Below are 22,372 nucleotides of genomic sequence, written 5' to 3' on the forward strand. Positions count from 1 at the left end.
GGTCAGAAGCGCACGGTGAGGCGGAACGGATCGAGGGCGGCGCGCGGCGGGGGCTGCTTTCGCGGGGCGCCGGCGTGATCGCGGTCGAAGACCATCACGAGCACGCCGACGCCCGCCGCGAGGAGACCGGCGCCGGCGACGATGTCGCCCGCGAGCGCCTGGGCGCGCGCGGCGTCGGCCGCGTCCCCGTCCCGCGTCGGTGCGTCCGACGCGCTCGCGACCCCGAGCAGCCCGATGGCCGCGCCGGCCGCCACGGTGGTCAGACCGCCGGCGAGCAGCACGATCGGCACCACCCGGCTCGGCGCAGCGTCGGGCGCGGAGCTCGGCGGGGCGCCGCGCAGGACCGGTCTGGCCGGAGCGACGCTCGCTGGAGCGCTCGTCGAGGACACCCTCGGCCCGGCGGGCGCGGCCGGCGCGACGACCTCGCGCTCGAGGCTCAGCACGACGACGGCGCGGCTCCCCGGCGCCGCTGCGACGCTCCGCTCGGCCTCGCGGTAGCCCGGCGCGCTCGCGCTCACCGTGTGATCCCCCGGGTTGACCGGGCGCGGGCGATCGAGCGCCGCCGCGGGCACCACGACGCCGTCGATCTTCACCTCGAGGCCGACGGCGTCGCCCGGGGAGAGCCGCAGCTCGAGCGCCGCGACCTTGTGCTCGAGCTCCTGGATCGCCTGCCGCGCGAGCTTCTCGTACCCTTTCGTCGCAGGCGCGGACGGCTCGACCAGGAACGCGCGGAAGCTCTCGAGCGCCTCGACGAGCTGCCCCGTCTGCTGCTGGGCCACCCCGAGGCTGTAGAGGGTGATCGGCGCGCGCTTGATCGCGAGCGAGCGCTCGTACCGCTCCCGCGCCTGCTCCCAGCGGCCCTGCCTGGCGAGCTCGGAGGCCTCGATGAAGATCTCGCGCGCGACGGCGACGTCGGCCGCGCTCTGGGCCGCGGCGGGCGCGGGCGCGGCGAGCATCGCGGCCGCGACGAGGAGCGCCAGGACGCCCGAGGGCGCGCGCGTCCGCCGCGGCGTCACGGCCTGAACCGCTCCCCGTCGGGCACCAGCGCGAACCCATCGAGCCCGGACCACAAGATGAGCTCGGTCCCCGTCCACACGCCCACGCCGTAGGCGTGCTGCTTGCCCGCGGCCGACATGTTCGCTCCCCACGCCATCGTCATCGGATCGTAGAGCTTCCCGTCTCGCCTGAGCGTCACGCCGCTCCGCCCGCCGGCGACGAGGGCGTGCGCGCCGGTCCACCCGGTCCAGCCGGTGCGCCGCTCGACGCGGCTGCGCTCCGACGGGGCCCCCTTGTCGTCGATCCCGCGCCACGCGTCGGCCGCCGGATCGTAGATCGCGCCGCCCTTGCGGGCGACGCCCTCCTGGTCCTGGCCGCCCCAGACGAGGAGCCGATCGCCCATCCAGACCGCGAACGCCTCGGTCCTCGGGCTCGGCGCGCCGGCGCTGGGCAGCGACCGCCAGACGTCGGTGGTGGGGTTGTAGGCGTACCCCTCGTTCGTGGTCGCCTCGCCGGCCTCCCCGCCGAACAGGTAGAGCTCCGTGCCCGACCAGGCCCATGCGACGCCTTCGCGCGCCGGGGCCGCGCCGGCGCTGGAGGCCGGCGTCCATGCGTCGGCGATCGGGTTGTAGAGCCCGCCGCCGGCGACCGGGGCGCCGCCCGCGGAGCCGCCCCAGATCAGGAGGCGCGTGCCGGTCCACACGCCGATCGGCATCCGCCGCGCCGCGGGGGCGTTGGTGGTGCTCATCGCGCGCCAGGTCCGCGCCGCCGGGTCGTACACGCCGCCGGTGGACAGGCCGAGCGGGCTCGCGAACGAGCCGCCGCCCCAGACGAGCACCCTGGAGCCCGTCCACGCCGCGGTCGCGAGCACGCGCGGCGAGGGGGCGCCCTCGTTGCCGATCGTCGACCACGTGTCGCGCGCCGGATCGTAGAGCGCCCCGTCGCCCACGTCCCCGACCAACGTGCGGCCGCCCCACAGGAAGAGCGCGTTCCCGATCCAGGTCGCCGCGGCCATCTGCCGCGGCGCGGGCGCGCCGGTCCTCGTCATCGGGGCCCACGCGGGCGTGCACTGGCCGGTGCGGCACTCGCGCCCGCTCAGGCAGGCGTTGCCGCACGCGCCGCAGTGCTCGGCCGAGCCCAGGCTGACGCACTTGCCCTCGCAGGCCACGAGGCCGCCTCCGCAGGGCGGGATGCAGGCGCCGCCGGAGCAGATCTCGCCCCCGCTGCAGTCCGCGCTGGTGCAGCACTGGCGGCACGCGACGAGGCTGCAGCACTGCTCTCCGTCGGCGCAGCCCGTGCTCTTGCACCTCGCGCCGCCGTCCTCGCACACGTCGGCGGTGCAGCCGTCGCCGTCCGAGCAGTCCTCGTCCGAGCAGCAGGCGCGGCACGCCGTGCCGCAGTCGCGCGGCGTGAGCGCACCGCACGCGCACGCGCCGGAGACGCACACGGCGCCCGGCTTGCAGGTGGTGCTGCACGCGCCGCAGTGCCGCGGATCCCTCGTGAGATCGGACTCGCAGCCCGGGGCGACCGGGTCGCAGTCCGCGAAGCCCTCGTCGCACACCAGCTCGCCTCGGTCGCAGCGCTGGTGCGGCCCCGCGGCGACCCCGCACGCGCCGCAGTGGAACGGGCTGACCTGCGTGTCGACGCACGAGGAGTCGCACGCGGCGAGGCCGGCGGCGCAGCCGGCCGCGCACGCCACGCCGTCGCAGTAGGCCGCCTCCGGCGCGCACCGCACGTCGCACGCGCCGCAGGTCGTCGGGTCGATGGTGATCGCCTCACAGCCGGGCGCGCCGTCGCAGTCGAGGCGCCCGCTCGCGCAGGCGCAGCCGCCGACGCCATCGCAGATCATGCCGCTCGCGCAGGCATCCCCGCAGGCCCGGCAGTCTGCCTCCGTCCCGAGCCTGGCCTCGCAGCCGTCGTCGGGTGAGCCGTTGCAGTCGGCGTATCCCGCAGCGCACCCGCACACGCCGCCCCGGCACTCCATGTTCGGCCCGCAGGTGACGCCGCAGGCGCCGCAGTTCGCGGGATCCGAGGAGCCGTCGATCTCGCACCCCGTGTCGTGGAGGTTGTCGCAGTCGAGGAGCGACGGCGCGCACGCGCACTGCCCCTCGTCGCAGATCGCGCCCGAGGGGCAACGGAGCGAGCAACCGCCGCAGCGCTCGGGATCGCTCCTGAGATCGACCTCGCAGCCGTTGGTGACGACGTTCCCGTCGCAGTTGTCGAAGCCGAAGACGCACTCGGACGAGCAGTGGCCACCCACGCAGAGGGTGTGCGGGCACGGCACGCCGCACGCGCCGCAGTGCGACGGATCGTTCAGCACGTTGGTGCACGACCCGCCGCAGCACGACTCCCCGTCACCGCACGCGTTGCCGCAGGCGCCGCAGTGCTCCCGGTCCATGTCCAGCGCGACGCACGCACCGCCGCAGCAGGCGCCGTCCGGGCAGTCGGGCGCGCAGCCGCCGCCCGTCGAGGTCGCGTCCTGGCCGCCCTCGGAAGGTTTGTCGGAGAGGGCGCTCTCCGCGAGCAGCGAGCAGGCGCCGGTGAGCACGGCCAGCGCGAGCAGCAGCGGCCAGCGCGCGCCGGTCGTGGGCCTTCGATGTCGCGTCTCGCGCGCGGGGCTTTCCTGGGAGGACATCGCGACGCTAGAAGTTAGGCCGGGCCGGGACCGGCAAGGCAGCGCCAGTGGTCTTCGCGCCCGCCCGTGAGGGCGCGGTGCGCCGCGCGCCGGTGCTCCGGGGCGGCGGCGCGGGCTCCCGCGCGTGGGCGCTCGCGGTGGGGCTCTCGGCCGGTCCGAGGCGGGCCACGCCGGCCGAGGGCTGCGGCTCGGCGGTGCGGGCTGGCTCGGGGCGGCTCTCGGGCGCGGGGCCCTGCTCGGTCGATCGTGCGGCGGCGGCCTGAGGCTGGCCCTGCGACGCCGCGGGCGCGGGCTCGGCGCTGCCGTCCCGCGCGGTCATGGCGCGCAGGGAGAGCAGCGCGGCGCCGAGGATCACGAGCGTCGCCAGCCCCGCCGCCGCGACGACGGCGACGCGCCGCCGATCCCCGTTCGGGCGAGCGGCCTCCTGGTGGACAGGGTGTACAGCGACCTCCTGGTGGTCCTCGCTGCTCCTCTGCGCCCGCGCCGCCGGCCGCTCGGAGATGCGCCGCTGCTGCGCCCGCACCGCCGGCCGCTCGGAGAGGGGCCGCTGCTCGCCGTCGCTCAGCCAGTGCACGGCGAGCGAGGTCCCGGTCACGTCCTCCACGACGCCGTTCTCGGTCGCCCAGCGCGCGAGCGCGACGCCCATCTCGCGCATGGTCCGCCACCTGTTGAAGCGCTCCTTCCCGAGGCCGCGCGCGATGATGGCCCACAGCGCCTCGTCGCCCACGCCGAGCGCGGTGATCGGCGTCGGATCCTTGACGAGGATCGCCGCCACGAGGTCGTGGTAGTTGCCGCCCTGGAACGGCTTCTGGCCGGTGATCGTCTCGTAGAGCACCACGGCGAACGCCCAGACGTCGGTCTGCCCGTCGACGTCGGTGATGCCGCGCGCCTGCTCGGGCGACATGTAATCGGGGCTGCCGAGCACCGTGCCCGCCTTCGTCATCTCGCCGCTCGCCGTCTCGCTCCACACCTTGGCGATGCCGAAATCGACGATCTTCGGGGTGATGTCGCCGCGATCGTTCTTCACGAGGAAGATGTTCTCGGGCTTGAGATCGCGGTGGACGATCCTGCGGTCGTGCGCCGCGGCGACGGCGCTCGCGATGGGCAGGAGGATGCGGAGCGCCGCGGTAGGCGAGAAGCGCTTCCTGCGCTCGATCGCCTCGACCAGCTGCTCTCCCCGGAGCACCTCCATCACGATGTACGGGTCGCGGTGCTCGGACTCCCCGAAGTCGATCACGCGGACGATCGACGGGTGATCGATCCGCGCGGCGGCGCGCGCCTCCTGGTGGAGGCGCACCGTCGCCTCGGTCGAGTTGACCTCGCGCCGGATGAACTTGATGGCGACGTCGATGTTGAGGACGTCGTTGTGGGCCAGCCACACCATCCCCATGCCGCCCTCGCCGAGGACGTAGCGCAGGCGGTATTTGCCGCCGATCACGTCGCCCTCGCGGTAGATGCGCCGCGCCGCCTTCCCCGGAGCGGGCGACGGCGCGCTGGCCTCCGGAGGCGGTGTCACGAGGGACGGATCGATCAGCTCCGGGTCGAGCGAGTCCGGAGCGCTGGCGCGCGGGAACGCTGCCGAAGAGGCGAACGAGCGGCTCGCGCTCTCGTGCCGCGGGGTCGAGTCCGTCGACGAGGCGGGCGCGGAGGAGGAGCGCGGCGGCATGGAGCGAACGCAGTCTAACTTTGCTGGCCTCTCACAGCCATGGTCTCGCGCACCCGTACGTCGCTGCCTGCCCGCGCGCCGCTGCCTGCCCGCGCGCCGCCGCGCCGTCGGTGCATGGTCAGCGCGTGATCCATGCATGTTCAGCGTACGATTCCGCAGGGATGCGCGCGCTCCCCGCGGCCGCCTACATCGTGCGACGTGCGCCGGGCGGGGCGATGGCCGGACTTGTGCTCCACGAGGATCTTCACCCGCGGGCCGATGCGCACGGTGAGCGGGCCCGCGTGCTCGTGCACGTCGCCGTCGCAGACGTAGTGGACCACGCCCGACCTGGCCTCGAGCACCGCGCGCCGGGCGATCTTCTCGAACGTGTGCGCCTCGCCCATCGGCCGCGCCCGCCAGATGTCGGGCAGCTTCCTGACGAAGCCGAGCGCGGAGGTGTGGATGCCCAGCATGTGGAAGCTCTCCGGGCGCTCGTCGTGGCGGTGGAACGGGCGGAACCCGAGGCCGATCTGGTCCACCGTGCCGGCGGCGACGGCGAGGTAGTCGCGGTCCGGGAACGCCGAGCCGTCCTCGAAGTGGACGCGGCCCTGCCAGCGCGCGGCGACCTGGGTGCCCGTGTTGAGGAGCACGGCGGCGCTCGCGCGGGCGAGGACCTTCGCGGCCCAGAGCGCGCTCCGCTCCTCGCTGCGGTTGTACTCGGCGATGAAGCCGTGGACGCAGCCGGTGCCGAAGATGAAGCCGTAGTGGGCGCCGATCTGCATCACGTGGCGCTCGACCCAGCGCAGCGGGTGCCGGCCGCGGTCGGTGTAGCGGGCGATGAGCCCCGCGAGCAGGCCGTCGGGGCGCCCGCGGGGGACGCCCACGGCGTTGGCCACGGTGTTCATCGTCCCGCCGCGCAGGAAGGCGATCGGCGGCAGCGGCTCGTTCTCGTAGACGTCGAGGAAGCCGGTGATGGTGACGTGGTTCGTGCCGTCGCCCCCGGAGATGCCGAGCACGTCGATGGAGAGCTTCCTGAAGTCCTCCGCGATCCGGGCGAGGTCCTCGCGGGAGCGCGCGGCGCGGACGACGCCGTGGTCGCCGAGCGCGCGCGCGAGCCGGACCGCCGCGCGGGGATCGCTCAGGTTCTGGCGCGAGCGGGGGTTGATGATGACGCCGATGCCGCCCATCTAGCGCCGGCCTCGCGGCGACTTCCACCGCGGGTTGAGGTGGACCCGCACGACGTCCGCCATCAGGCCGAGGTGGGCGCAGTGATCGGGTTTGTCGTCGCCGGTGTACCCGCGGACGTGGAAGTCGCCGCGGTCGAAGCGCCGGATCATGTCGAGGCCGAGCACGTCGGCGCGGGAGGAGCCCCTCGGCTTGCCCCGCAGCTGCCGCACGATGAAGTCCGCCGTCTCCGCCGTCGACGCGTAGCCGGGCGGCAGGATGGAGGAGTGGCTCATGAACATGAACGCCTCGCCCGCCGCGGCGCGCCTCGCGAACGCGATGAACGGCTCGAGCTGCGCGACCTTGAGCTTGTGCTGCTGCTCGTCGGCGTACCCGGCGTGGAGCGAGTCGAGCAGCACGAGGGCGTCGACGCGCTTGCCGGCCGGCTGACGCAGGATCTGCTCGACGGCGCCGTAGCCCGCGCTCCACGACGAGAGGCCGAGCTTGCGGATGTAGGCCTTCTTCTTGCCGGTCTTCTTCGCGACGGCGCGCTCGATGCTGTCGAGCAAGTTCTCGAAGACGTACGGCGCCGAGAACGCGCTCGAGTACGCGCCCGAGCCGATGCCCAGATCGATGCCGACGAGGACGGCGCCCTCGGCGGTCTTCACGAACTCCTTCCGGAGCGCCTCGTGGCCGTGGAAGTGGATGATGACGTCGAAGCCGCCGCGCTTCGTGACCCCGCCCCGGTGGGGCATGATCATCTGCCCGATCGAGGGCGCGCGGGACCACCGGTCGTAGACGCCCCAGCCCGGATCGGGCGTCATGCACGGGTTGATGTCCCCGCGGCGCTTCTTGGAGGGGGTGGCGCGGCTGCTCGTCGCCCCGGGCCTGTCGCGCCGCGCCGCGCTGCGCTCGGCCGGATCGCGCGCGTCCGAGGCCGCGCCGCCGGCGCCGCCCGCGCCCGACGGCGCGCCGGCCCCGGCGGCTCCGTCCGTCGGGGGCGCGCCGCCCTCCGCCGGAGGGCTGTCGGCCTGCGGCGCGGCGGCCGGAGGGCCATCGGCCTGCAGCGAGGCGGCGTGCGTCGCGGGCGGAGCATCGTCGGCCTGCGGCGCGGCGGCCTTCGGAGCGGCCGTGTCCTGCGCCGCTGCAGGGGGCGCGGCGAGCCACCAGGTGGCGGCGAGCAGCGAGAGGAGCGCCCATCGCCCGGACGGCCGGCGGGCCTGCAGGGGGTGTCTCATGTCGGGAGCGCCTCCATTCCATGGAACGGCGTGCGGATCGAGCGCTCGGTGCAGGGCCGTCGCCGCGCTGTGTTCGCGGGGACACCCCGCGGGAGTTCCGTGGTCGTGCAGGGGGCAGGCGCGCCCCCCGCGCCGGCCGGCGTCACCCTGGCGGCGTCACCCTGGCGGCGGCTTCCCGTGGGTGAGGGCGGCGCCCGCGTCGGCGGCGGCGAGGATGCGCTCCTCGGCCTGGGAGGCGAGCTTCTCGACCGCCGCCGCGGCGTCGGCGGGGGGCAGCGAGCGGAGGAACTGGATGAACTCGAGCTCGAGGCCGGGCTTCACGCCGCTCAGGACGAGCACGATGGGGATGGCCGGCTTCTCGACCTCGGCGAGCTCCGTGGTGCGGGCGCGCCAGCGGCCCGCGCCGAGGGCGAGGCGGAAGGCCCACTGCGCGCCGAGGCCGATGAGGAGGCCCGCCATGACGCCCGCGACGAACAGGTCAGCGTCCCTCGGGGCGAGGAGGGCGGCGGAGAACCCGCCGATGGCGGCGCCGATCACGAGGCCGGGCTCGCCGCTGTTGTGCGCCGCGGCGGTCTTCAGGATCTCCGCGGCCTGCATGCCCGGGCGCCCGCTGCGGACCGCGTCGCGCAGCGGGAGCAGCGTCGCGAGGCGGCGCATCGAGGCGGCCCGCACGCCCAGGTAGCTGATGAAGAGGGCGCAGACCGTCAGCCCGACGCCGACGCTCACGGCCACGCGCCGCGAGAAGACGCCCTGAGGCAGCGGCTCGCGGACCATCGCGGTGAGCGCGCGATCCCGGTCGCGCTCCGCGTTCGCCTTGAACGCCGCCTCGGCGTCCTTCGTGGCCTGCGCGACCTTGTCGGCCTGGATGTCGGCGACGAGCGAGAGCAGCTGCTTCGCCGCCTCGAACTGCTCGGCCTCCGCGGCGCCCGGCGGCGTGATCGCGGCCGCCTTGGCGATGGCCTCCCAGGCGGGGATGGCGTTCACCCGAGCCCCGAGGAGCGCCTCGGTCGCCTCCCGGCAGCCCGCCAGGGTCTTGACCTGCTTGTAGAGCGGCTGGGCGGAGGCCCACGCGCCTTGCTTGTCCGGCTCCTTGGGCTTCGGCGGCGGCGGCGCGTTGCGGGGCGGGCGCCCCTTCGTGGACGTCGCCGGCGGCGGCGGCGCGGGGGGCGCCGCGCCCGGGTCGGGCATGCGCGCCGATTTCGCGGCCGCCTTGAACAGGTCGATCTCGACGATCAGCTTCTCGCCGGCGAGGGCGCACGCCCGCGCGGGCGCGACGCGGGCCTCGGCCTCCTCGGCCTGGCGCCGCGCGCCCGGGTCGGGGACGAGCCTGCCCTCCACGGTGACGAGCCGGAGGACCGCCACGGCGATGCACAGGACGAGGATGGCCGAGGCGATGAAGGTGGCGCGGACCTCCTCGCGCCGGGTGTACTCGTTCACGCTGGCTCCCTCGGAAAGACCGGAGATGGCCAAGGCGCCGGCCGGGTCGGCGCGAGGTCGGCGCGCTCGAGCGCGGCCGCACGGCCGGAGCGGCACGAAGCGCCACGATCGGCGTCGCCGCCGTGACGGCAGGGGGACACCGAGGGAGCGTGAGCCCGTCGCATGCAGTTCACCGTTTAAACCAGATGCCGGACCGATACCACAGCGTCGCTCGCGATGGAGTCCGCTGCGTCCTCGCCGCCTCGCGGCCTCACGGCGTCGTGTTTGCCTCCACGATCGGGCGCGGCGGTCGGGTGTCCTGGAACTTGCTCCGTCCCGGGGCGCATCGTGTAAGGGTGCGGAGAAGGCGTGGAGGCTGCCGTTACATCCCACAAGCCCGTCGAGCCCGCGGTCCCGGCGCGCGCCGCGCTGCCCGAGCCGGGAGCGGAGGCGCCGAGGCGTGACGCCTCCTCCTCGGAGGCGCCCGGTGAGCCGGCGTCGTCCGGCGTGGCGGCGTCGTCCGGCGTGGCGGCGGGAGGGGCGAGCCGGGGCCTGTGGATCTCGTCGACCTACTTTGCCGAGGGCCTGCCCTACGCGATCGCGCACAAGGTGGCGGGGGAGTTCTTCACGGCGGCGGGGGCGAGCCTGGAGATCATCGGGCTGACGTCGCTCTACGGGCTCCCGTGGAACCTCAAGTTCCTCTGGAGCCCGCTGGTCGACCTCCACGGCAGCCCGCGGCGCTGGCTCGTGGGGGTCGAGATCGCGCTCGCCGCGATCGTCCTCGGGCTCGCTGCGGCGGCGGACAGCGGCGCGATATGGCTCGTGGCGGCGCTGTTCGGGGCGGTCGCGGTCGCCGCGGCGACGCACGACATCGCGGTCGACGGCTTCTACCTGCAGGCGCTCGACAAGGACGCGCAGGCCGCGTTCTCCGGGCTGCGGGTCGGCGCGTACCGGCTCGCGCTGCTCGCGGGCGCGCTGCTTGTCGCGTTCGCGGGCTGGGCGTCCTTTGGCGCGGCGTTCGCCGTCGCCGCAGGCGGGCTCGCGCTGCTCGCGATCGCGCACGCCGCGGGGCTGCCGCGCCCGGCCGCCACGCCCGGAGCCGGCGCCGCGCCAGGAGCGACCGGGCTGCGGCGCTACGTCGAGCCGTTCCGTGTGTACCTGCGGCAGCCGCAGATCGCGTCGAGCCTGGCGTTCATCCTCTGCTACCGAGCAGGGGACGCGCTCATGTTCGCGATGTCGTCGCCGCTGCTGAAGAGCCTCGGCCTCGACACGGCGGCGCGAGGCAACGTGGGCGGGGTCGGGACGGTCGCCTCGATCGCCGGCTCGATCCTCGGCGGGGTGATCATCAAGCGGTGGGGGCTCGCGCGGACCATCTTCCCGATCGCGCTCGTGCAGAGCCTGGCGATCCTGCTGTACGTGGCGCTCGCGTGGGCGAGGCCGGCGCTCCCGTGGGTCGTCGCGCTCGTCACGCTCGAGCAGCTCGCCGCCGGCGTCGGGACGGCGGTGCTCGCGGTGTTCCTGATGCGGCGCTGCGTGGACGGGTACAAGTCGTCGCACTTCGCGATCGGGTCGGCGCTCATGTCGGTCTCCGCGACGTTCGCCGGCAGCGTGAGCGGCTACCTGGCTGCCAGCGCGGGGTTCACGGCGTTCTTCGCGATCGCGTTCGCGGCGTCGATCCCGGGGGTCGTCCTGTCGCGCCTGGTGCCGCGGGACTAGCATTGCTGCGGGAAGCTGCCCCGAATCAGCAGAAGAACCGCCAAGCGCGCCAAGGCCGCCAAGAGAAGAGGGGGAGGGCCATCCCGGCATTCCCCCTCTTCTTTTCCCTGTGTCCTGGTTTCTTTGCGCCGTTGCGTTGAACTCTCTGTCCCGTGTCCGGACCTCCGGCGGGTGGAAGCCGGTAGATTGGACTCGTCCGCGCGATCCCGATGCAAGAGCCCACGTCCGCCCTCTCCGAGCCGAAGGCGCGCGCCGACCGCGCGCTGAGCCTGACCTCCCTCGGCCTCCTGGCGCTCCAGGCCGCGCTCGACGCGCCCGCGTTCCCGCGCGCGACGCTCGCCGTCGCGGCGGCCGCGGCCCTGGTGGCGCTGCTCGCGGCCCGCGTGGCGCAGGGGCCGGCGCGCGCCGTCGCGGTGCTCGTGGCGTGCATCGTGGTGGCGATGCGCCTCGGCGTCGTCTGGCAGCTCGCCATGATCCTGGCGCTCGTGGCTTACGGCGGCCTCGCACGGCTCGCGCCCGCGCTGCGTCCGCCCGACGGCTGGCGCGCGGCCGGCGGGCTCCCGAAGCGCTGGACGGCGCTCGTCGGCGGCGTCACGCCGGTCGCGCTCGTCGGGTGGCTCGCGCTCGCCCGGCCCGACCTCCGCGACATCACCGGGTCGGAGCTGCTCCAGGTGTCGACGCCGGTGCTCCTCGCGGGAGGCGCGGTCTTCGCCGTGCTGAACGCCACGCTGGAGGAGGTGATCTGGCGCGGCGTACTCCAGCCGAGCCTCGCGGCGACGTGGGGCGCGCGCGTCGCGGTGGTCCTGCAAGCTGCCTCGTTCGGCGCGCAGCACGCGCACGGGTTCCCGCGGGGGCTGCTGGGCGTCTTCCTGGCGGGCAGCTGGGCCGTGATGCTGGGCCTCCTGCGGCAGCACGCCCGCGGGCTCCTCGCGCCCGTGCTCGCGCACATCGTCGCGGACGCGACGATCGCCGCCCTGGTAATCGGCATGCTCCGCTGAGCGCGTCAGGGCCGGAGGCCGAGCAGCTCGAACGCGCTCAGCAGCGCCGAGCGCGCCCACGACCCCCGGCCGCGGGGCGCGCGCCGCGAGGCGGGCAGATCCCAGAGCCGCTCGAAGTGCGCCGCGAACGCGGCGACGAAGGCCGGATCGCGGGTCTCGAGGTCGGTCTCGAGCCACGCGCGCGAGAACGAGTTGGGCGTGAAGTTGGCCTGGCCGCCCACCAGCATCGGCCGAGCGCCCAGCCGCGCCGCGGTCTTGAGGTGCATCATCGCCCCGCCGCGCGAGTCGTGCACGCGCAGCGCGAAGCGGTCCGGCCACCGCGCCTCAGCCTCGATCGCGCGGGTGATCCCGTGGTGGTTGACCAGGCTGCGGATGAGCCACGCCGCCGCGGGCGGCAGCGGGAGCGCGTCGATGGAGTCGATCAGCACGCGCACCCGGGCGCCGCGCGCCGCCGCGCGCTCGAGCGCCTCGAGCATCGGCAGGTCCGAGAGGTACGTTGTCGCGACGAGGAGCTCGTCGCCGGCCTCCGCGCCGTCGAACAGGTCCGTGAGGCGCTCGCGGATCGCCTCGTGCTCGACGAGCGCGCACGTCTCGTCGTCCGTGGCGGTGAGCGCGCCGGGCGGCGGGAGAGGGACGCGCAGGCCGCCGGCGTACCCCGGCACCGGCGCGAGCGTGGGCGCCGGGGAGGCGCCCTCGGTCCCGAGATCGTCGGGCCCGCGCGCGGCGTCTGCGACGAGCGCGTGGAGCGCGGCGCGGCCCTCGGCGCCGATCGCCTGCGGAATGGTGAGCGCCTCGCCGATCGCCGCCATCGCGACGCGCCAGAGCCGGCGGGCCACGGCGCCCGTCAGCCAGAACAGGTTCTCGTGCCAGTCGAACGCCGCGTCGATGAAGTTGTGCGACGTGATCGCGCCGGCGCGCCCGCCGTCGATCACCAGGTTCTTCCGGTGATCCTCGACGTTGTGCAGCACCTGCCAGCGGTTCTGGTGCTCGACCCAGTCCTCGATCGGCACGCGCCCGCGCGCGTGGTCGAGGTGGAAGTTCATCCGGGGCAGGAGCCGGCGGCGCCGATCGAACCGCGCGCCGAACAGGCAGGCGTTCAGCACGAGGACGCCCGCGTCCGCGAGGCGACTCCGCACCAGCGCGCCGCGGCGGCGCGTCAGGGCGGGGTTCGCGGGCGTGTTGCTGTCCAGGATCACGACGACGGTCACGTCGGGCCGCGCGCGCCTCTTGGCGATGAGCCAGTCGGCGACCGTGTCGGCGTAGGGGAACGCGCCCGGGCGCGGCAGCAGCGTGGTCTGGTCGCCGTTCGCCGCGAAGAGGTACATCTGCAGGACGACGCTCCGCTCGGCGGCCTCGATGAGGTCGCGGCACGCGGAGAGGATGCCGTGGCTGTCGCCGATGTACGCGAGCCCGGAGCTCACGCGGGATCCGTGCGCAGCGCGCGCCGCAGCGCCCAGCAGAGGGGCCGCGCCCCCGCGAGCCCGCGGCCCTCCAGCTTGCGCGTGAAGCTCTCGGTGCCCCAGCGATCGGACTGCGTCGGGGCGCGCGCGCCGAGTCGCCGCCGCTGCGCGGCGTCGAGGCCCAGCTCGCTGCCGGCCGAGGCCACCAGGCGGCGCCAGGCGTCGCCGACCACGCCGTCGACGTACACGAGGAAGGGCAGCGCGAGGGCCGTCTGGATCGCGGCGAGCCAGCGCGGACAGCGCTCGTTCAGGTGCAGCAGCACGCGCTCGTCGATGGCGACGTGCGGCGCCTCCTCGCGCGCGTGCAGGGCCATGATCTCGGCGACGAGCGCCGCGCTCTGATCGGGCCGGGCCTCGATCGCCCGCGGCACGAAGAGCGTGATCTCCTCGAAGTACCACGCGAGCAGGAAGAACGTGCCCGCCGGGGCGAGGCGCAGCGCCGCGTCGTCGCCCCGGCCCCAGCGCAGGAAGCGCGGCGGGGCCGCGTCGGTCGGGTAGAGATCCGGCCGGAGCCTGTGCAGGAGCCGGCGGAACATCTCCGCGTGCGTGCGCTCCTCGGCGACGAAGCGGGCGACGACGGGCGCGGACAGGTACGGCGCGCGGTGGGCCGACCGCTCGAGGTACCGGATCACGTAGCCCTCGAAGTGGATGAACAGCTCGCACGTGAAGCACGCGAAGAGCCGGTTGATCGCGACGCGCTGGCGCTCGGTGAGCCCGAGGCCCGCGACGTCCATGTAGTGCGCCTCGGGGATCACCAGCGCTTCGGGCGGGATCGGGCGCGTCCAGTCGATGCGGTCCCAGCGCCGGCGCACCGCCGCGTCGAGCCGGTCCTCCCTCGCGGCGGCCTCTCCGTCGTGGGGCGGCGTGCGGGGGCTGCCTTCGTGGCCGGGGAGCCCGGGATCGGCGGAGAGCTGGAGTCTCACGATGGCACCGTCCTCTCGGTCGACGCGACCGGGCGTTCGTCTGCGGCCGCGGGCGCTGGGCCGGCCGCGGGCGCTGGCGGCGACCACGTGGGCAGCTCGCACAGCCCGCCGCCGAGGAAGAGGTGGTGCCACAGCTGCGTGGTGACCACGGCGGTGTAGCTCCCGTCGGCGACGATCCGCCGCGGGGCGAGCGCGGGCAGGATCCGCTGGAAGCGCTGCTCGCGCGCGACCTTCGCGGGCGAGAAGTAGCCCGTCTTGCGCAGCGACTCGGGGCTCACGAGCTGCGCGATCCAGCGGGGCTGGGGCCCGAGCGCGCAGAGCGCGTGGGCCTTGAACATGCCCTTGGGCGGGTCGGCGATGTCGCGCGGGAGCACCCGCCGCGCCACCTCGCGGAGGAGCCACTTCTCCCGCAGCCCGCGGAGCTTGTACGCCGGCGAGAGGCCGCTCGCGAGGTCGACGAAGGCCTCGTCGAGGAAGGGGTAGCGGTGCTCCACGCCCGAGCGCATCGCCGCGCGGTCGCCCTTGCCCACCAGGAGGTGTCCGGCCAGCATCAGCTTGTACTCCACGTAGAGCGACCGATTCAGCGGATCCCAGCGGCGCATCCGCGCTGGCGCGATGTCGAGCTCGGAGAACGGGTCGTGGCCCGCGACGCGATCGGCCATCGTATCCGAATAGAACAGCCAGCGCGCGCGGGAGAGCGGTTCGTACAGGTCGAGGAGGCTCGGGCGAACGTCGCCGAAATGGTCCTGGAACATGGGCGCGGGTGTGCCGGGCGCCGCGAGCTCGGCCAGCGTGCCGCGGATCGCGCGCGGCAGGGCGGGGTGGACGCGGGCGAGGCGCTCCATGGCGCGGTGGGTCTTGTGCCAGACGTAGCCGCCCATCGCCTCGTCCGCGCCCTCGCCCGTGAGCACGACCTTGAACCCCCGGCGCGCGGCGCGCTCGGCCAGGAGGAGCACGCACCCGTCGGCCGTGTCCATCACGGGGCCCTCGGCGGCCTCCACGACGCGCGGGAGGGCCTCGAGGATCTCCGTCGGCGAGGGCACCAGGGTCTCGAGCCGCGCGTGAAGGCGCGCCGCGCTGCGGGTCGCGCGGCGGCGCTCGTCGGGCCCGGCGCCGTCGAAGCCGACGGTGAACGACGCGATGGGCGCGTCGCCGCGGGCCTCCCGTGCGAGGCCGAGCACCAGCGTCGAGTCGAGCCCGCCGCTCAGGTACGTCGCCACCGGGCCGTCGGAGACGAGGCGGCGCTGCACGGCGTCGCGCAGGCAGGCGCGCGTCTCCTCGATCAGCGCGTCGAGCGAGGCGACGCGCCGCTCCTCGCCCTGGGCCGGGAAATCCAGGTCCCAGTAGCGCCGCTGCTCCACCGCGCCGCCCTGCGCGCGGAGGTAGTGCCCGGGCCAGAGCGAGCGCACGCCGCGGAAGCACGTCCGCTGCGTGCCCGCGGCGAACAGCGAGAAGACGTGGTCGATGCCCGCCGGATCGACCTCGGGGCGCACGAGCCCGCTCGCCAGGATCGCCTTGATCTCCGAGGCCCAGAGGAGCCAGCCGTCCGCCTCCGCGTAGTGGAGCGGGCAGATCCCGATCCGGTCGCGGCCGAGCAGCAGCGTGCGCGCCTCGCGATCCCAGAGCGCCACGGCGAACTGCCCGCGCGCGCGGGAGAAGGCGCCCTCGCCCGCGTCGAGGTAGAGCCCGGGCCACAGCTCGGTGTCGCACCGCGTGCGCTGCGTGTGCCCGCGCGCGGCGAGCTCGCGGCGCAGCTCGGCGTGGTTGAACAGCTCGCCGTTGTACGAGGCCCACACGCGGCCGCCCGCGTCGGCCATCGGCTGGCGGCCGCCCGCGACGTCGACGACGGCGAGGCGCCGCGTGGCCATGGCGATCCCTGGCTCCGAAAAGGAGGCGCCGTCGTCCGGGCCGCGGTGCCGCACGCTCGCCGCCATGCGGTCGAGGCGCGCCGGATCGAACGTGCGTCGCCCGGCGAGATCCAGCGCTCCGACGATGCCGCACATGATCGAGCGCTACCTCCCCGTGTCCCCGAGCAGATGCCGCCGGAGCCAGCGCCAGCCGAGCCGCGGGCCGAGGCGCACCGCGACGGCGCGCACGAGCGGCCGGCTAGCGCGCGCGTACGCGGCGTATCCGCGCCAGATCCGCAGCGTCGCGCGCTCGATCGCGAGCGCGTCGCCGGGCGCCGCGCACGCGTCCATGAACCGGGCGATGGCCTCGATCGACCACGCGGTGTGCCCCGACGCGGCGTTGTCGATCGTGTTGTGCAGGTCGAAGAAGTACGGGTCGATCCGGTGGCGCCGCAGGAGCGCGGCGGCCATCGCGTACCCGCGGCCGATGCCGGCCATTTCGATCGCCAGGTTGAGGCCGAGCAGCTCGGGCAAGAGCTCCGTGGACCCTTGCGCGAACGCGAGCCAGAGCGCGGGCATCGAGAACGCCTGCGGGAGGAGGTCGGGCCGTTCGATGAACGTTCGCGCGTCGCACGGCGGCAGCGTCACGCCCTGCTCCGCGAGCGCCCTGCGCAGCACGTTGCCGTGGTGCTGGGCGGGCACGCCCGCGCCGAGCTCGTCGCGGTAGATCCGGAGCAGGAGCGACGCGACCGGCGTGTGGAACGCGCCGGGGGCCGTCATGCCCTGGAGCCAGGCGCCGTCGATCACGGCCGCCGGCGCGAGCTGGGTGAGCAGCCAGACGGCCTCGCCGCGCGTGATCTCGCGCGCGATGCCCGCGTCGTCCGTGGGCCGTGTGGGGTCGCGCGCGGGGTGTGGGGCTGCATGCGGTCCCACCGTGGACCGCGCGTGGGCGTGCCCTTCCTCGAAGATCTGCTCGCGCAGCCGCGCGTCGACCCAGCGCGAGAGCCCCGCGGCGGACCAGGGCCAGCGCCCATCCGCGGCGAGCCGGGCGGGGGACACCTCGCTGTGCACCTCTCGGAGCATCGCTTCGACGTGCGCCCGCGCGAGCGCGCCCGCCTCGCGGTCCACGTCCCCGGGCCCGCGGGCGCAGAGCAGCCGGTGGTACAGCTCCGGCAGGGGGAGCTCTGCGCGCACCTGCGCGCGAGGGGGGGATCCGCCTCGGCGATCCACGTCGATCGAGGGTCCCTCGCGATCGGCGCGCGGCGAGCCCTCACGCTCCTCCGCGCCGCGCGTCGCGCGGAGGGCGGTCGGAGGCTCCGGCGCCTCGATCAGCGCGCGGATCCAGGCGCGCATCACGTCGACCTCGGCGTCGGTGAACACGCCGAACATCGGCCCGCCGAATTGCACGGAGCGGGTGACGAGCGGGCTCTCGTCGGGCCTCCCGGGGACGATCCATGGTGAGCGCGCGAGGCGCTGGAGGATGCGGCGCGCGTCGAGCTGCACCGGATCGAGCGCGTCGTCGAGCGCCTGTCCGTCGAGCCGTACGCGGCCGTGAAATCCGAACGCGTGGCGCGCCTTCGCCTCGACGAGCGCCAGCATCGCCTCCCACGCGGACGGCGCGACGGCGGGCCGGAGCGAGGCAAGCCACGCGCGCCGCGCGGCCCAGAGCGACCAGGCGCCGCGCCACACGCGCGACCAGTCCGGCGCCCCGCCCGCGGCGTGCGCCTCGAGGCATCGTCGCGCGAGCTCACGGGCCCGGCGGGCCGTCTCCGCGCCCTCCGCGTGCTCCGCGAAGTACAGGCCGTCGCAGCGCGCGCGCGACGCGGCCCGGCGCACCGCGGCGGGCGGGCCCAGCACCGTGGCCGCCCCGTGGTGGCCCAGCGCCTCGGGCAGCCCCGCGTCCCCGAGCTGCGCGGCGCGGAGCCCTGGGATCGCGAGCGCGAAGTCCGCTTCGGCGAGGCAGCGGGAGCGCTCGAATGCGGGGCTCCCGAGATCGGGCAGCGCGAGCCCCGCGGCGGCCAGCGCGGCGCCGTACAGGGCGCCGTGGTGCCGCGCGGGGTCGCCCTCGCCGCACTCGAGATAGAACGCGTCGAGGCAGGCCGCGCCGAGCGCTCCGTCCGCGCGGCGCACGCGCACCGCCGCGGCGAGCCAGCACCCGTCGAGCAGCGCGGTCGGCGCATAGCCGAGCAGGACCCGCGCCGGGTCGACGCCCTCGTCGCCGGGGGCGCCGCATCGCTCGTCCTCGTCGTGGAGCGCGGTCAGGGCCGCCCAGAGCGCGTCGAGGCTGCCGGGGGCCTCGGCCTCCGGCACGGGCTCGCCCGCGAGATCCTCCGGGGCCGGCTCGCCGGCCCGCAACCTGCGGTAGATCGCGCGCGGCGACGCGTCCGGGGCGCGCGACCGAGGGCTCGCCGCGCGGTCCGATGCCGGGGTATGAAGGGCGTTCATACGACCGGACGACGCAGGCTGCCGGCGCCTACCCGCATCCGAACGACGTTATGCGGGCGCGCGACCGGCGTCCACACAGGGCACGGATCTCACGTGAGCCGCTGCAGGAGCCCCGCGAGCCCCAGCGCCACGAGCACCCACCCGAGGCCGCGCACCAGCCGCCCGTGCCATGCGCCGAGCCGCTCTCGGTAGCGCGCCAGCAAGCGCCCGAGCGTCGCGAACCAGGTCACCACACCCGCGGCTGCGCCCACCGCGAGCGCGGCCGCGTGGGCCGGCGCGACGGCGGGCGCGAGGGCAGGGTACGCGCGGAGCACGGCGCACGACGCGATCCACGACGCCAGGAACGACGGGTTGAGCGCGACGAGGACGAACCCGGTCAGGAGCGCCGATGTCGCGCGCCCGGAGGAGGGCGCCTCGGCGGCGCGTCGCGGCGCGAGCGCCAGGGCGAGGCCCATCGCCACGACGAGCGCGGCGCCGCCCGTCCGCAGCGCGCGATCGATCGCGGGGTGCGCCTCGATGACCCACCCGAGCCCGCGCGCCGCGGCGAGCGCCCAGAGCCCCTCCGCGAGGGCTCCTCCGAGGGCGAGCATCAAGACGCGCCGGGGCTGCCCCGCCAGCGCGGCGGCCACCAGCAGCACGGCCAGCGGCCCCGCCGCCGGGATCGAGCCGAGATAACCGAGCAGGAACCCCACGACCAGCGCGAGCGCCATGGTTCATCCGAGGCGAGGTGTGCGGCGGTGAGCTGCAAAGGATCGCCCGCGGCGCGGGGGCGAGCCGCGGTCGTCAGGCGGTTTCAACTGGTCGTCGCCTTAGCGTAGCGCCAGCGTGAACGCGAGCCCGAGGCTCACGCGCAGATCATGGACCGCCTGCACATCCAGGGCGGGCGGCAGCAGCCGGTACTCGCCCTCGATCACCGCGGCGATCGGTTGATCGTCGATCGCGGCCAGGATCCTCTCGACGTGCGCGGCCGAGCGCACGAGGACTCGCCAGCGCTCTTCGCTCGTCCAGTGCGGGACGACGTCGCCTCGACCATCGAAGACCGTCAGCCCGTCGCCGCTCTGGAGGCGCAGCCGCAGCGAGCCCGCGGTCATGGGCGCGATCCGGTGGACCACCCTGGGCTCACCGAGCGTGCGGCGCGCGGGCGCGGCCCTCGGAGAGGGGGACTCCGCGTAAGCGTCGATGTCGTAACGGACCCCGAGCCCGATCTCGAAGCTGCGGCCCGGCTCGCCCGTGCGCCATGGATCGAGGATCGCCGTGGCGCGCGCCACGCCGACCCGGATCAGCGGCGCCGACGATCCGTCGCCCTGGCGCCGCGGGATCGAGGGGATGCTCACCCGGCCCACCTCGGCTTCCACGCCGATATCGAAGGGGAAGGGGACCGCGATAGGCGGCGACATCGGCAAGACCACCCGCGGCGATTCGTCGTGCCGCAAGAACGACGCGCCGTACAGCGCCGCGTCGAGCGCGGGCACGCCGTCGAGCGCCTGCCCCGCCGGAGACACCCGGCCGGCGAGGACGCGGTGATCCGACTGCCAGATCACGCGGCCAGGCCCGGAGCCCGTCACGCTGCGCGCGCGGTAGGAAAGGCCCGCGTCGATCTCGGGCTCGATCGCGATCGACCCGCTCGCGCCCCGGTGCAGCGCGGACGCGACGCCGAGCCACACCCGGCTCGCCGGGTCGAAGCGCACGCGGAAGCGCCGGCCCTCCTCGGAAACGGCGGTATCGCCGCCGCCCGCGCGCTCGCTCTCCTCGCGCGCCGGCTCGGCGCGGCCGGCGCGCGGGGAGAGCGCCGCGGCCGCCGCCATGACGAGCAGCGCGGCGAGGCGCCGAGCCGTCACGGGTCCTCGAAGGCGGGCATCGGCTCGAACACCCGTGGGGGAGCCCAGAACGACACCCGCAGGCCCGCGGCGGCCTTGACCTCCACGTCGCGAATGTCGCTGTCGAGGTCGTTGCGGCTCACCCCCATCGCGGCGAGCCGCAGCGAGATGGGCTGATCGTTGATCGCGAGGAGGATGCCCTCGTAGGCGATGGTGGCCTCGAGTCGGTTCATTGCCTCTCCCCTCCCGCTCCCGGCCGCGATGTTCGGGCGCCGGTAGGTGAACGCGGTCGAGAGCGCGTGGAGGCCGCCCTCGCCGAGGCTGAAGCGCGATTTGAGGGCGCTCGTCGGGCCGATGTACAGAGCGCCTGTGTCCAGGCCGTCGTCGATCTCCGATCGATGCTCCCAGTACTCCCCCAGATCGGCGCCCGCCTCGAGCCGGATGTGGCTGTACATGTCGTTCGACTGCCACGGATGCCACGCGAGGTGGACCTCGCCGAACTCCACGTCGAGCGTGTCGCGGCGCGCGGGAGGGCGGTCGTTCACCGACACCACTCGGAAGCCCCAGCCCATCCGCGGCGAGATCGGGTGAAGCCGCGGCTTGCCCACGAAGGTGCTGAGCCAGTGGGCCGGCCGCCGGTGCAGGTGCTGGTAATCGTAGCTGAAGAGCACCCCGGAGAGCTCGAGATCGTCGAACGTGGCTGTTCCCTCGAGGATGCGCATGTCATGGCGGGCGCGGGAGCGCGTCGAGAGCACGCTCACGTGGATGCCGGCCTCGGCCCTCCCGCGGCCCAGGGGGAAGCTCGCGGGCACGGGGAGCCCGTTGTTTCCATGGAACGTCGGCAGCCAGGACGCGCCCAGGTAAAGCCGGTTCAGGAGATCGAACTTGACCTGAAATGCCTTGCCCTCGGCCGAGCGCGCGTAGCCCGGCGGCGCCTCGGGGATCGCGGCGACGAGGCGGGCGCCGCGCGCGGTCAGGGCCCGGTAAGCCTCGGTGTCTTCCACCACGTTGCACGGCTGCACCTTGTCGAGCGCGCCGCCGTCGTGGGCCAGGCGATCGGGCGCGACGAGGCAGCGCTCGCCTTCCGGGCCTGGCTCGCATTGAACGCGCACCGCGCCGCCGTCTGGCGACTTGATGCAGCGAACCGGCTTGTCCCAGGAGAGCTGCGGCGGCTCGCCGGGGCGAGCAGGCGCGGACCAGAGCATCGCCGCCGATAAGGAGGCGAGCAACGCGTGAATCCGAGGCAGACGTCGTCTCAAAGCACCCTCACGAGGCAAAGGAGCTGTACGGCGGCAAAGCTGTCCACGCTGTATGCGAGCGCTTCACCAGGCGCTTCGCGGGCGCCGGAGGCGACAAAGCACGCGTCGTGCCCTGCGACACAATGCCGGAGCGCGCGCCGCGTTTCCGAAAATTCCGAGAATTCCGAACGTACCGACTTCTTCGCGGGGGCGAGGTGCGAAGCGATCAGCGCAGCGACCGCTGTTTGGGGAGCAAGGCGTTACCCAGGCGCGCAGGGTTCTTCACAGCCGGCTGCGGGCGCTTCGCCATCGGCGGTCGCGGCTTGGGTCGTTGGACCCGACGCGAGGGGTGCGGGTGCGAGTCGACATTCTAGAGCGACAAACGGGTTGAAACCGCCAGAAGACCGCGTCTCCGCGCCGCGCCCGGAGGGGTCGAGGCACGCAGCCGTGCAGGAGGCGCAGACTCGGCTGCTCCTCATCGTCGACCCCGCCGTGGCCGACCTCGGAGAGCGCGCCAGGTTGATTGTCGATGAGCTCGAGTCGGCCCTCGAGTTCCTCTTCGACGACGACATCGACGATCCCCGACGGCGACACCTCGGCCGCCGCGACCGCGCTCCGCAATCAGCTCCTGCACCTCATGGTCGAGCGCGTCGGCGCGATCCGGAAGACGGCGGCGCACGTCTTTCCGCCGCCACCCGGAGATCGTCCGGGAGGCCACGAGCGCCTATGAGCGGCGCCGCCGCGCCGCAACTCGGCGGGAAAAGGCCCGCAAGGCCGCAGCGGGCAAGGCGGTGGACAATCGATCCGGCGCAGCGCCTCCGCCTCCGCTCGCGG

The 22,372-nt window shown here is 74.8% G+C and carries 16 protein-coding genes; 3 read left to right on the forward strand and 13 right to left on the reverse strand.

Translation table 11 applies throughout. From position 1 onward, the window contains the following. Positions 1-2 precede the first annotated feature (2 nt). The 6 genes from WMF34_RS10760 to WMF34_RS10785 all read right to left on the reverse strand — a co-directional run bounded on the left by WMF34_RS10760 (position 3) and on the right by WMF34_RS10785 (position 9,115). Positions 3-1,016 carry a hypothetical protein gene (locus WMF34_RS10760; RefSeq protein ID WP_012234689.1) on the reverse strand — a complete coding sequence of 338 codons (1,014 nt, stop codon included), beginning with the start codon at positions 1,014-1,016 and terminating at the stop codon, positions 3-5. After that, positions 1,013-3,631 (reverse strand): Kelch repeat-containing protein, encoded by a 2,619-nt coding sequence (locus WMF34_RS10765; RefSeq protein WP_437993227.1) that lies wholly within the window; start codon positions 3,629-3,631, stop codon positions 1,013-1,015. Before WMF34_RS10765 ends, WMF34_RS10760 begins: the two co-directional genes overlap by 4 nt. A gap of 7 nt (positions 3,632-3,638) precedes the next feature. After that, the gene (locus WMF34_RS10770; RefSeq protein WP_437993228.1) at positions 3,639-5,297 is read right to left on the reverse strand and encodes a protein kinase domain-containing protein; all 1,659 of its coding nucleotides are present in this window, start codon (positions 5,295-5,297) and stop codon (positions 3,639-3,641) included. Between the two features lie 140 nt (positions 5,298-5,437). Next, positions 5,438-6,463 (reverse strand): diacylglycerol/lipid kinase family protein, encoded by a 1,026-nt coding sequence (locus WMF34_RS10775; protein ID WP_012234692.1) that lies wholly within the window; start codon positions 6,461-6,463, stop codon positions 5,438-5,440. Further along, complete coding sequence (locus WMF34_RS10780; protein ID WP_437993229.1) at positions 6,464-7,678, reverse strand: hypothetical protein; 1,215 nt, start codon at positions 7,676-7,678, stop codon at positions 6,464-6,466. A gap of 156 nt (positions 7,679-7,834) precedes the next feature. Next, positions 7,835-9,115, reverse strand: a complete 1,281-nt coding sequence (locus WMF34_RS10785; RefSeq protein WP_012234694.1) for a hypothetical protein — start codon at positions 9,113-9,115, stop codon at positions 7,835-7,837. 348 nt (positions 9,116-9,463) lie between these two features. On the opposite strand from WMF34_RS10785, the gene WMF34_RS10790 reads away from it, so the two are divergent. Together WMF34_RS10790 and WMF34_RS10795 are read left to right on the forward strand one after the other, a co-directional pair. Further along, positions 9,464-10,810: an MFS transporter gene (locus WMF34_RS10790; RefSeq protein ID WP_437993230.1), complete on the forward strand. Its 1,347-nt coding sequence runs from the start codon at positions 9,464-9,466 to the stop codon at positions 10,808-10,810. Between the two features lie 209 nt (positions 10,811-11,019). Then, positions 11,020-11,808: a CPBP family intramembrane glutamic endopeptidase gene (locus WMF34_RS10795; RefSeq protein WP_012234696.1), complete on the forward strand. Its 789-nt coding sequence runs from the start codon at positions 11,020-11,022 to the stop codon at positions 11,806-11,808. A gap of 5 nt (positions 11,809-11,813) precedes the next feature. Here the strand turns inward: WMF34_RS10795 and WMF34_RS10800 are convergent, their stop codons facing one another. The 7 genes from WMF34_RS10800 to WMF34_RS10830 form a co-directional block, all read right to left on the reverse strand. Then, positions 11,814-13,229: a phospholipase D-like domain-containing protein gene (locus WMF34_RS10800; RefSeq protein WP_012234697.1), complete on the reverse strand. Its 1,416-nt coding sequence runs from the start codon at positions 13,227-13,229 to the stop codon at positions 11,814-11,816. Beyond that, positions 13,226-14,191, reverse strand: coding sequence for a diiron oxygenase (locus WMF34_RS10805; protein WP_012234698.1), 966 nt, complete (start codon positions 14,189-14,191; stop codon positions 13,226-13,228). The genes WMF34_RS10800 and WMF34_RS10805 overlap by 4 nt, the downstream gene beginning before the upstream one ends. Beyond that, positions 14,188-16,194 (reverse strand): asparagine synthase (glutamine-hydrolyzing), encoded by a 2,007-nt coding sequence (asnB, locus tag WMF34_RS10810; RefSeq protein ID WP_012234699.1) that lies wholly within the window; start codon positions 16,192-16,194, stop codon positions 14,188-14,190. The genes WMF34_RS10805 and asnB overlap by 4 nt, the downstream gene beginning before the upstream one ends. Before the next feature lie 9 nt (positions 16,195-16,203). After that, positions 16,204-18,483: an iron-containing redox enzyme family protein gene (locus tag WMF34_RS10815; protein ID WP_437993231.1), complete on the reverse strand. Its 2,280-nt coding sequence runs from the start codon at positions 18,481-18,483 to the stop codon at positions 16,204-16,206. A gap of 89 nt (positions 18,484-18,572) precedes the next feature. Then, entirely contained in the window at positions 18,573-19,193 is a 621-nt protein-coding gene (locus WMF34_RS10820) for a LysE family transporter (RefSeq protein WP_437993232.1), read from the reverse strand. Between the two features lie 99 nt (positions 19,194-19,292). Then, positions 19,293-20,321, reverse strand: a complete 1,029-nt coding sequence (locus WMF34_RS10825) for a hypothetical protein (RefSeq protein WP_437993233.1) — start codon at positions 20,319-20,321, stop codon at positions 19,293-19,295. Then, positions 20,318-21,529 carry a hypothetical protein gene (locus tag WMF34_RS10830; protein ID WP_157906601.1) on the reverse strand — a complete coding sequence of 404 codons (1,212 nt, stop codon included), beginning with the start codon at positions 21,527-21,529 and terminating at the stop codon, positions 20,318-20,320. Before WMF34_RS10830 ends, WMF34_RS10825 begins: the two co-directional genes overlap by 4 nt. A gap of 538 nt (positions 21,530-22,067) precedes the next feature. On the opposite strand from WMF34_RS10830, the gene WMF34_RS10835 reads away from it, so the two are divergent. Next, positions 22,068-22,268, forward strand: coding sequence for a hypothetical protein (locus WMF34_RS10835; RefSeq protein WP_437993234.1), 201 nt, complete (start codon positions 22,068-22,070; stop codon positions 22,266-22,268). Positions 22,269-22,372 lie beyond the last annotated feature (104 nt).

This window comes from Sorangium sp. So ce145, from assembly GCF_051525985.1.
Taxonomy (GTDB): Bacteria; Myxococcota_A; Polyangia; order Polyangiales; family Polyangiaceae; genus Sorangium; species Sorangium cellulosum_B.

What these genes read in the sequence shown, in the direction of transcription:
- WMF34_RS10765 (WP_437993227.1), bottom strand. Translation starts at nt 3,631, where the DNA reads ATGTCCTCCCAGGAAAGCCCCGCGCGCGAGACGCGACATCGAAGGCCC.
- WMF34_RS10770 (WP_437993228.1), bottom strand. Translation starts at nt 5,297, where the DNA reads ATGCCGCCGCGCTCCTCCTCCGCGCCCGCCTCGTCGACGGACTCGACC.
- WMF34_RS10775 (WP_012234692.1), bottom strand. Translation starts at nt 6,463, where the DNA reads ATGGGCGGCATCGGCGTCATCATCAACCCCCGCTCGCGCCAGAACCTG.
- WMF34_RS10780 (WP_437993229.1), bottom strand. Translation starts at nt 7,678, where the DNA reads ATGAGACACCCCCTGCAGGCCCGCCGGCCGTCCGGGCGATGGGCGCTC.
- WMF34_RS10795 (WP_012234696.1), top strand. Translation starts at nt 11,020, where the DNA reads ATGCAAGAGCCCACGTCCGCCCTCTCCGAGCCGAAGGCGCGCGCCGAC.
- asnB (WP_012234699.1), bottom strand. Translation starts at nt 16,194, where the DNA reads ATGTGCGGCATCGTCGGAGCGCTGGATCTCGCCGGGCGACGCACGTTC.
- WMF34_RS10815 (WP_437993231.1), bottom strand. Translation starts at nt 18,483, where the DNA reads ATGAACGCCCTTCATACCCCGGCATCGGACCGCGCGGCGAGCCCTCGG.
- WMF34_RS10820 (WP_437993232.1), bottom strand. Translation starts at nt 19,193, where the DNA reads ATGGCGCTCGCGCTGGTCGTGGGGTTCCTGCTCGGTTATCTCGGCTCG.
- WMF34_RS10835 (WP_437993234.1), top strand. Translation starts at nt 22,068, where the DNA reads ATGAGCTCGAGTCGGCCCTCGAGTTCCTCTTCGACGACGACATCGACG.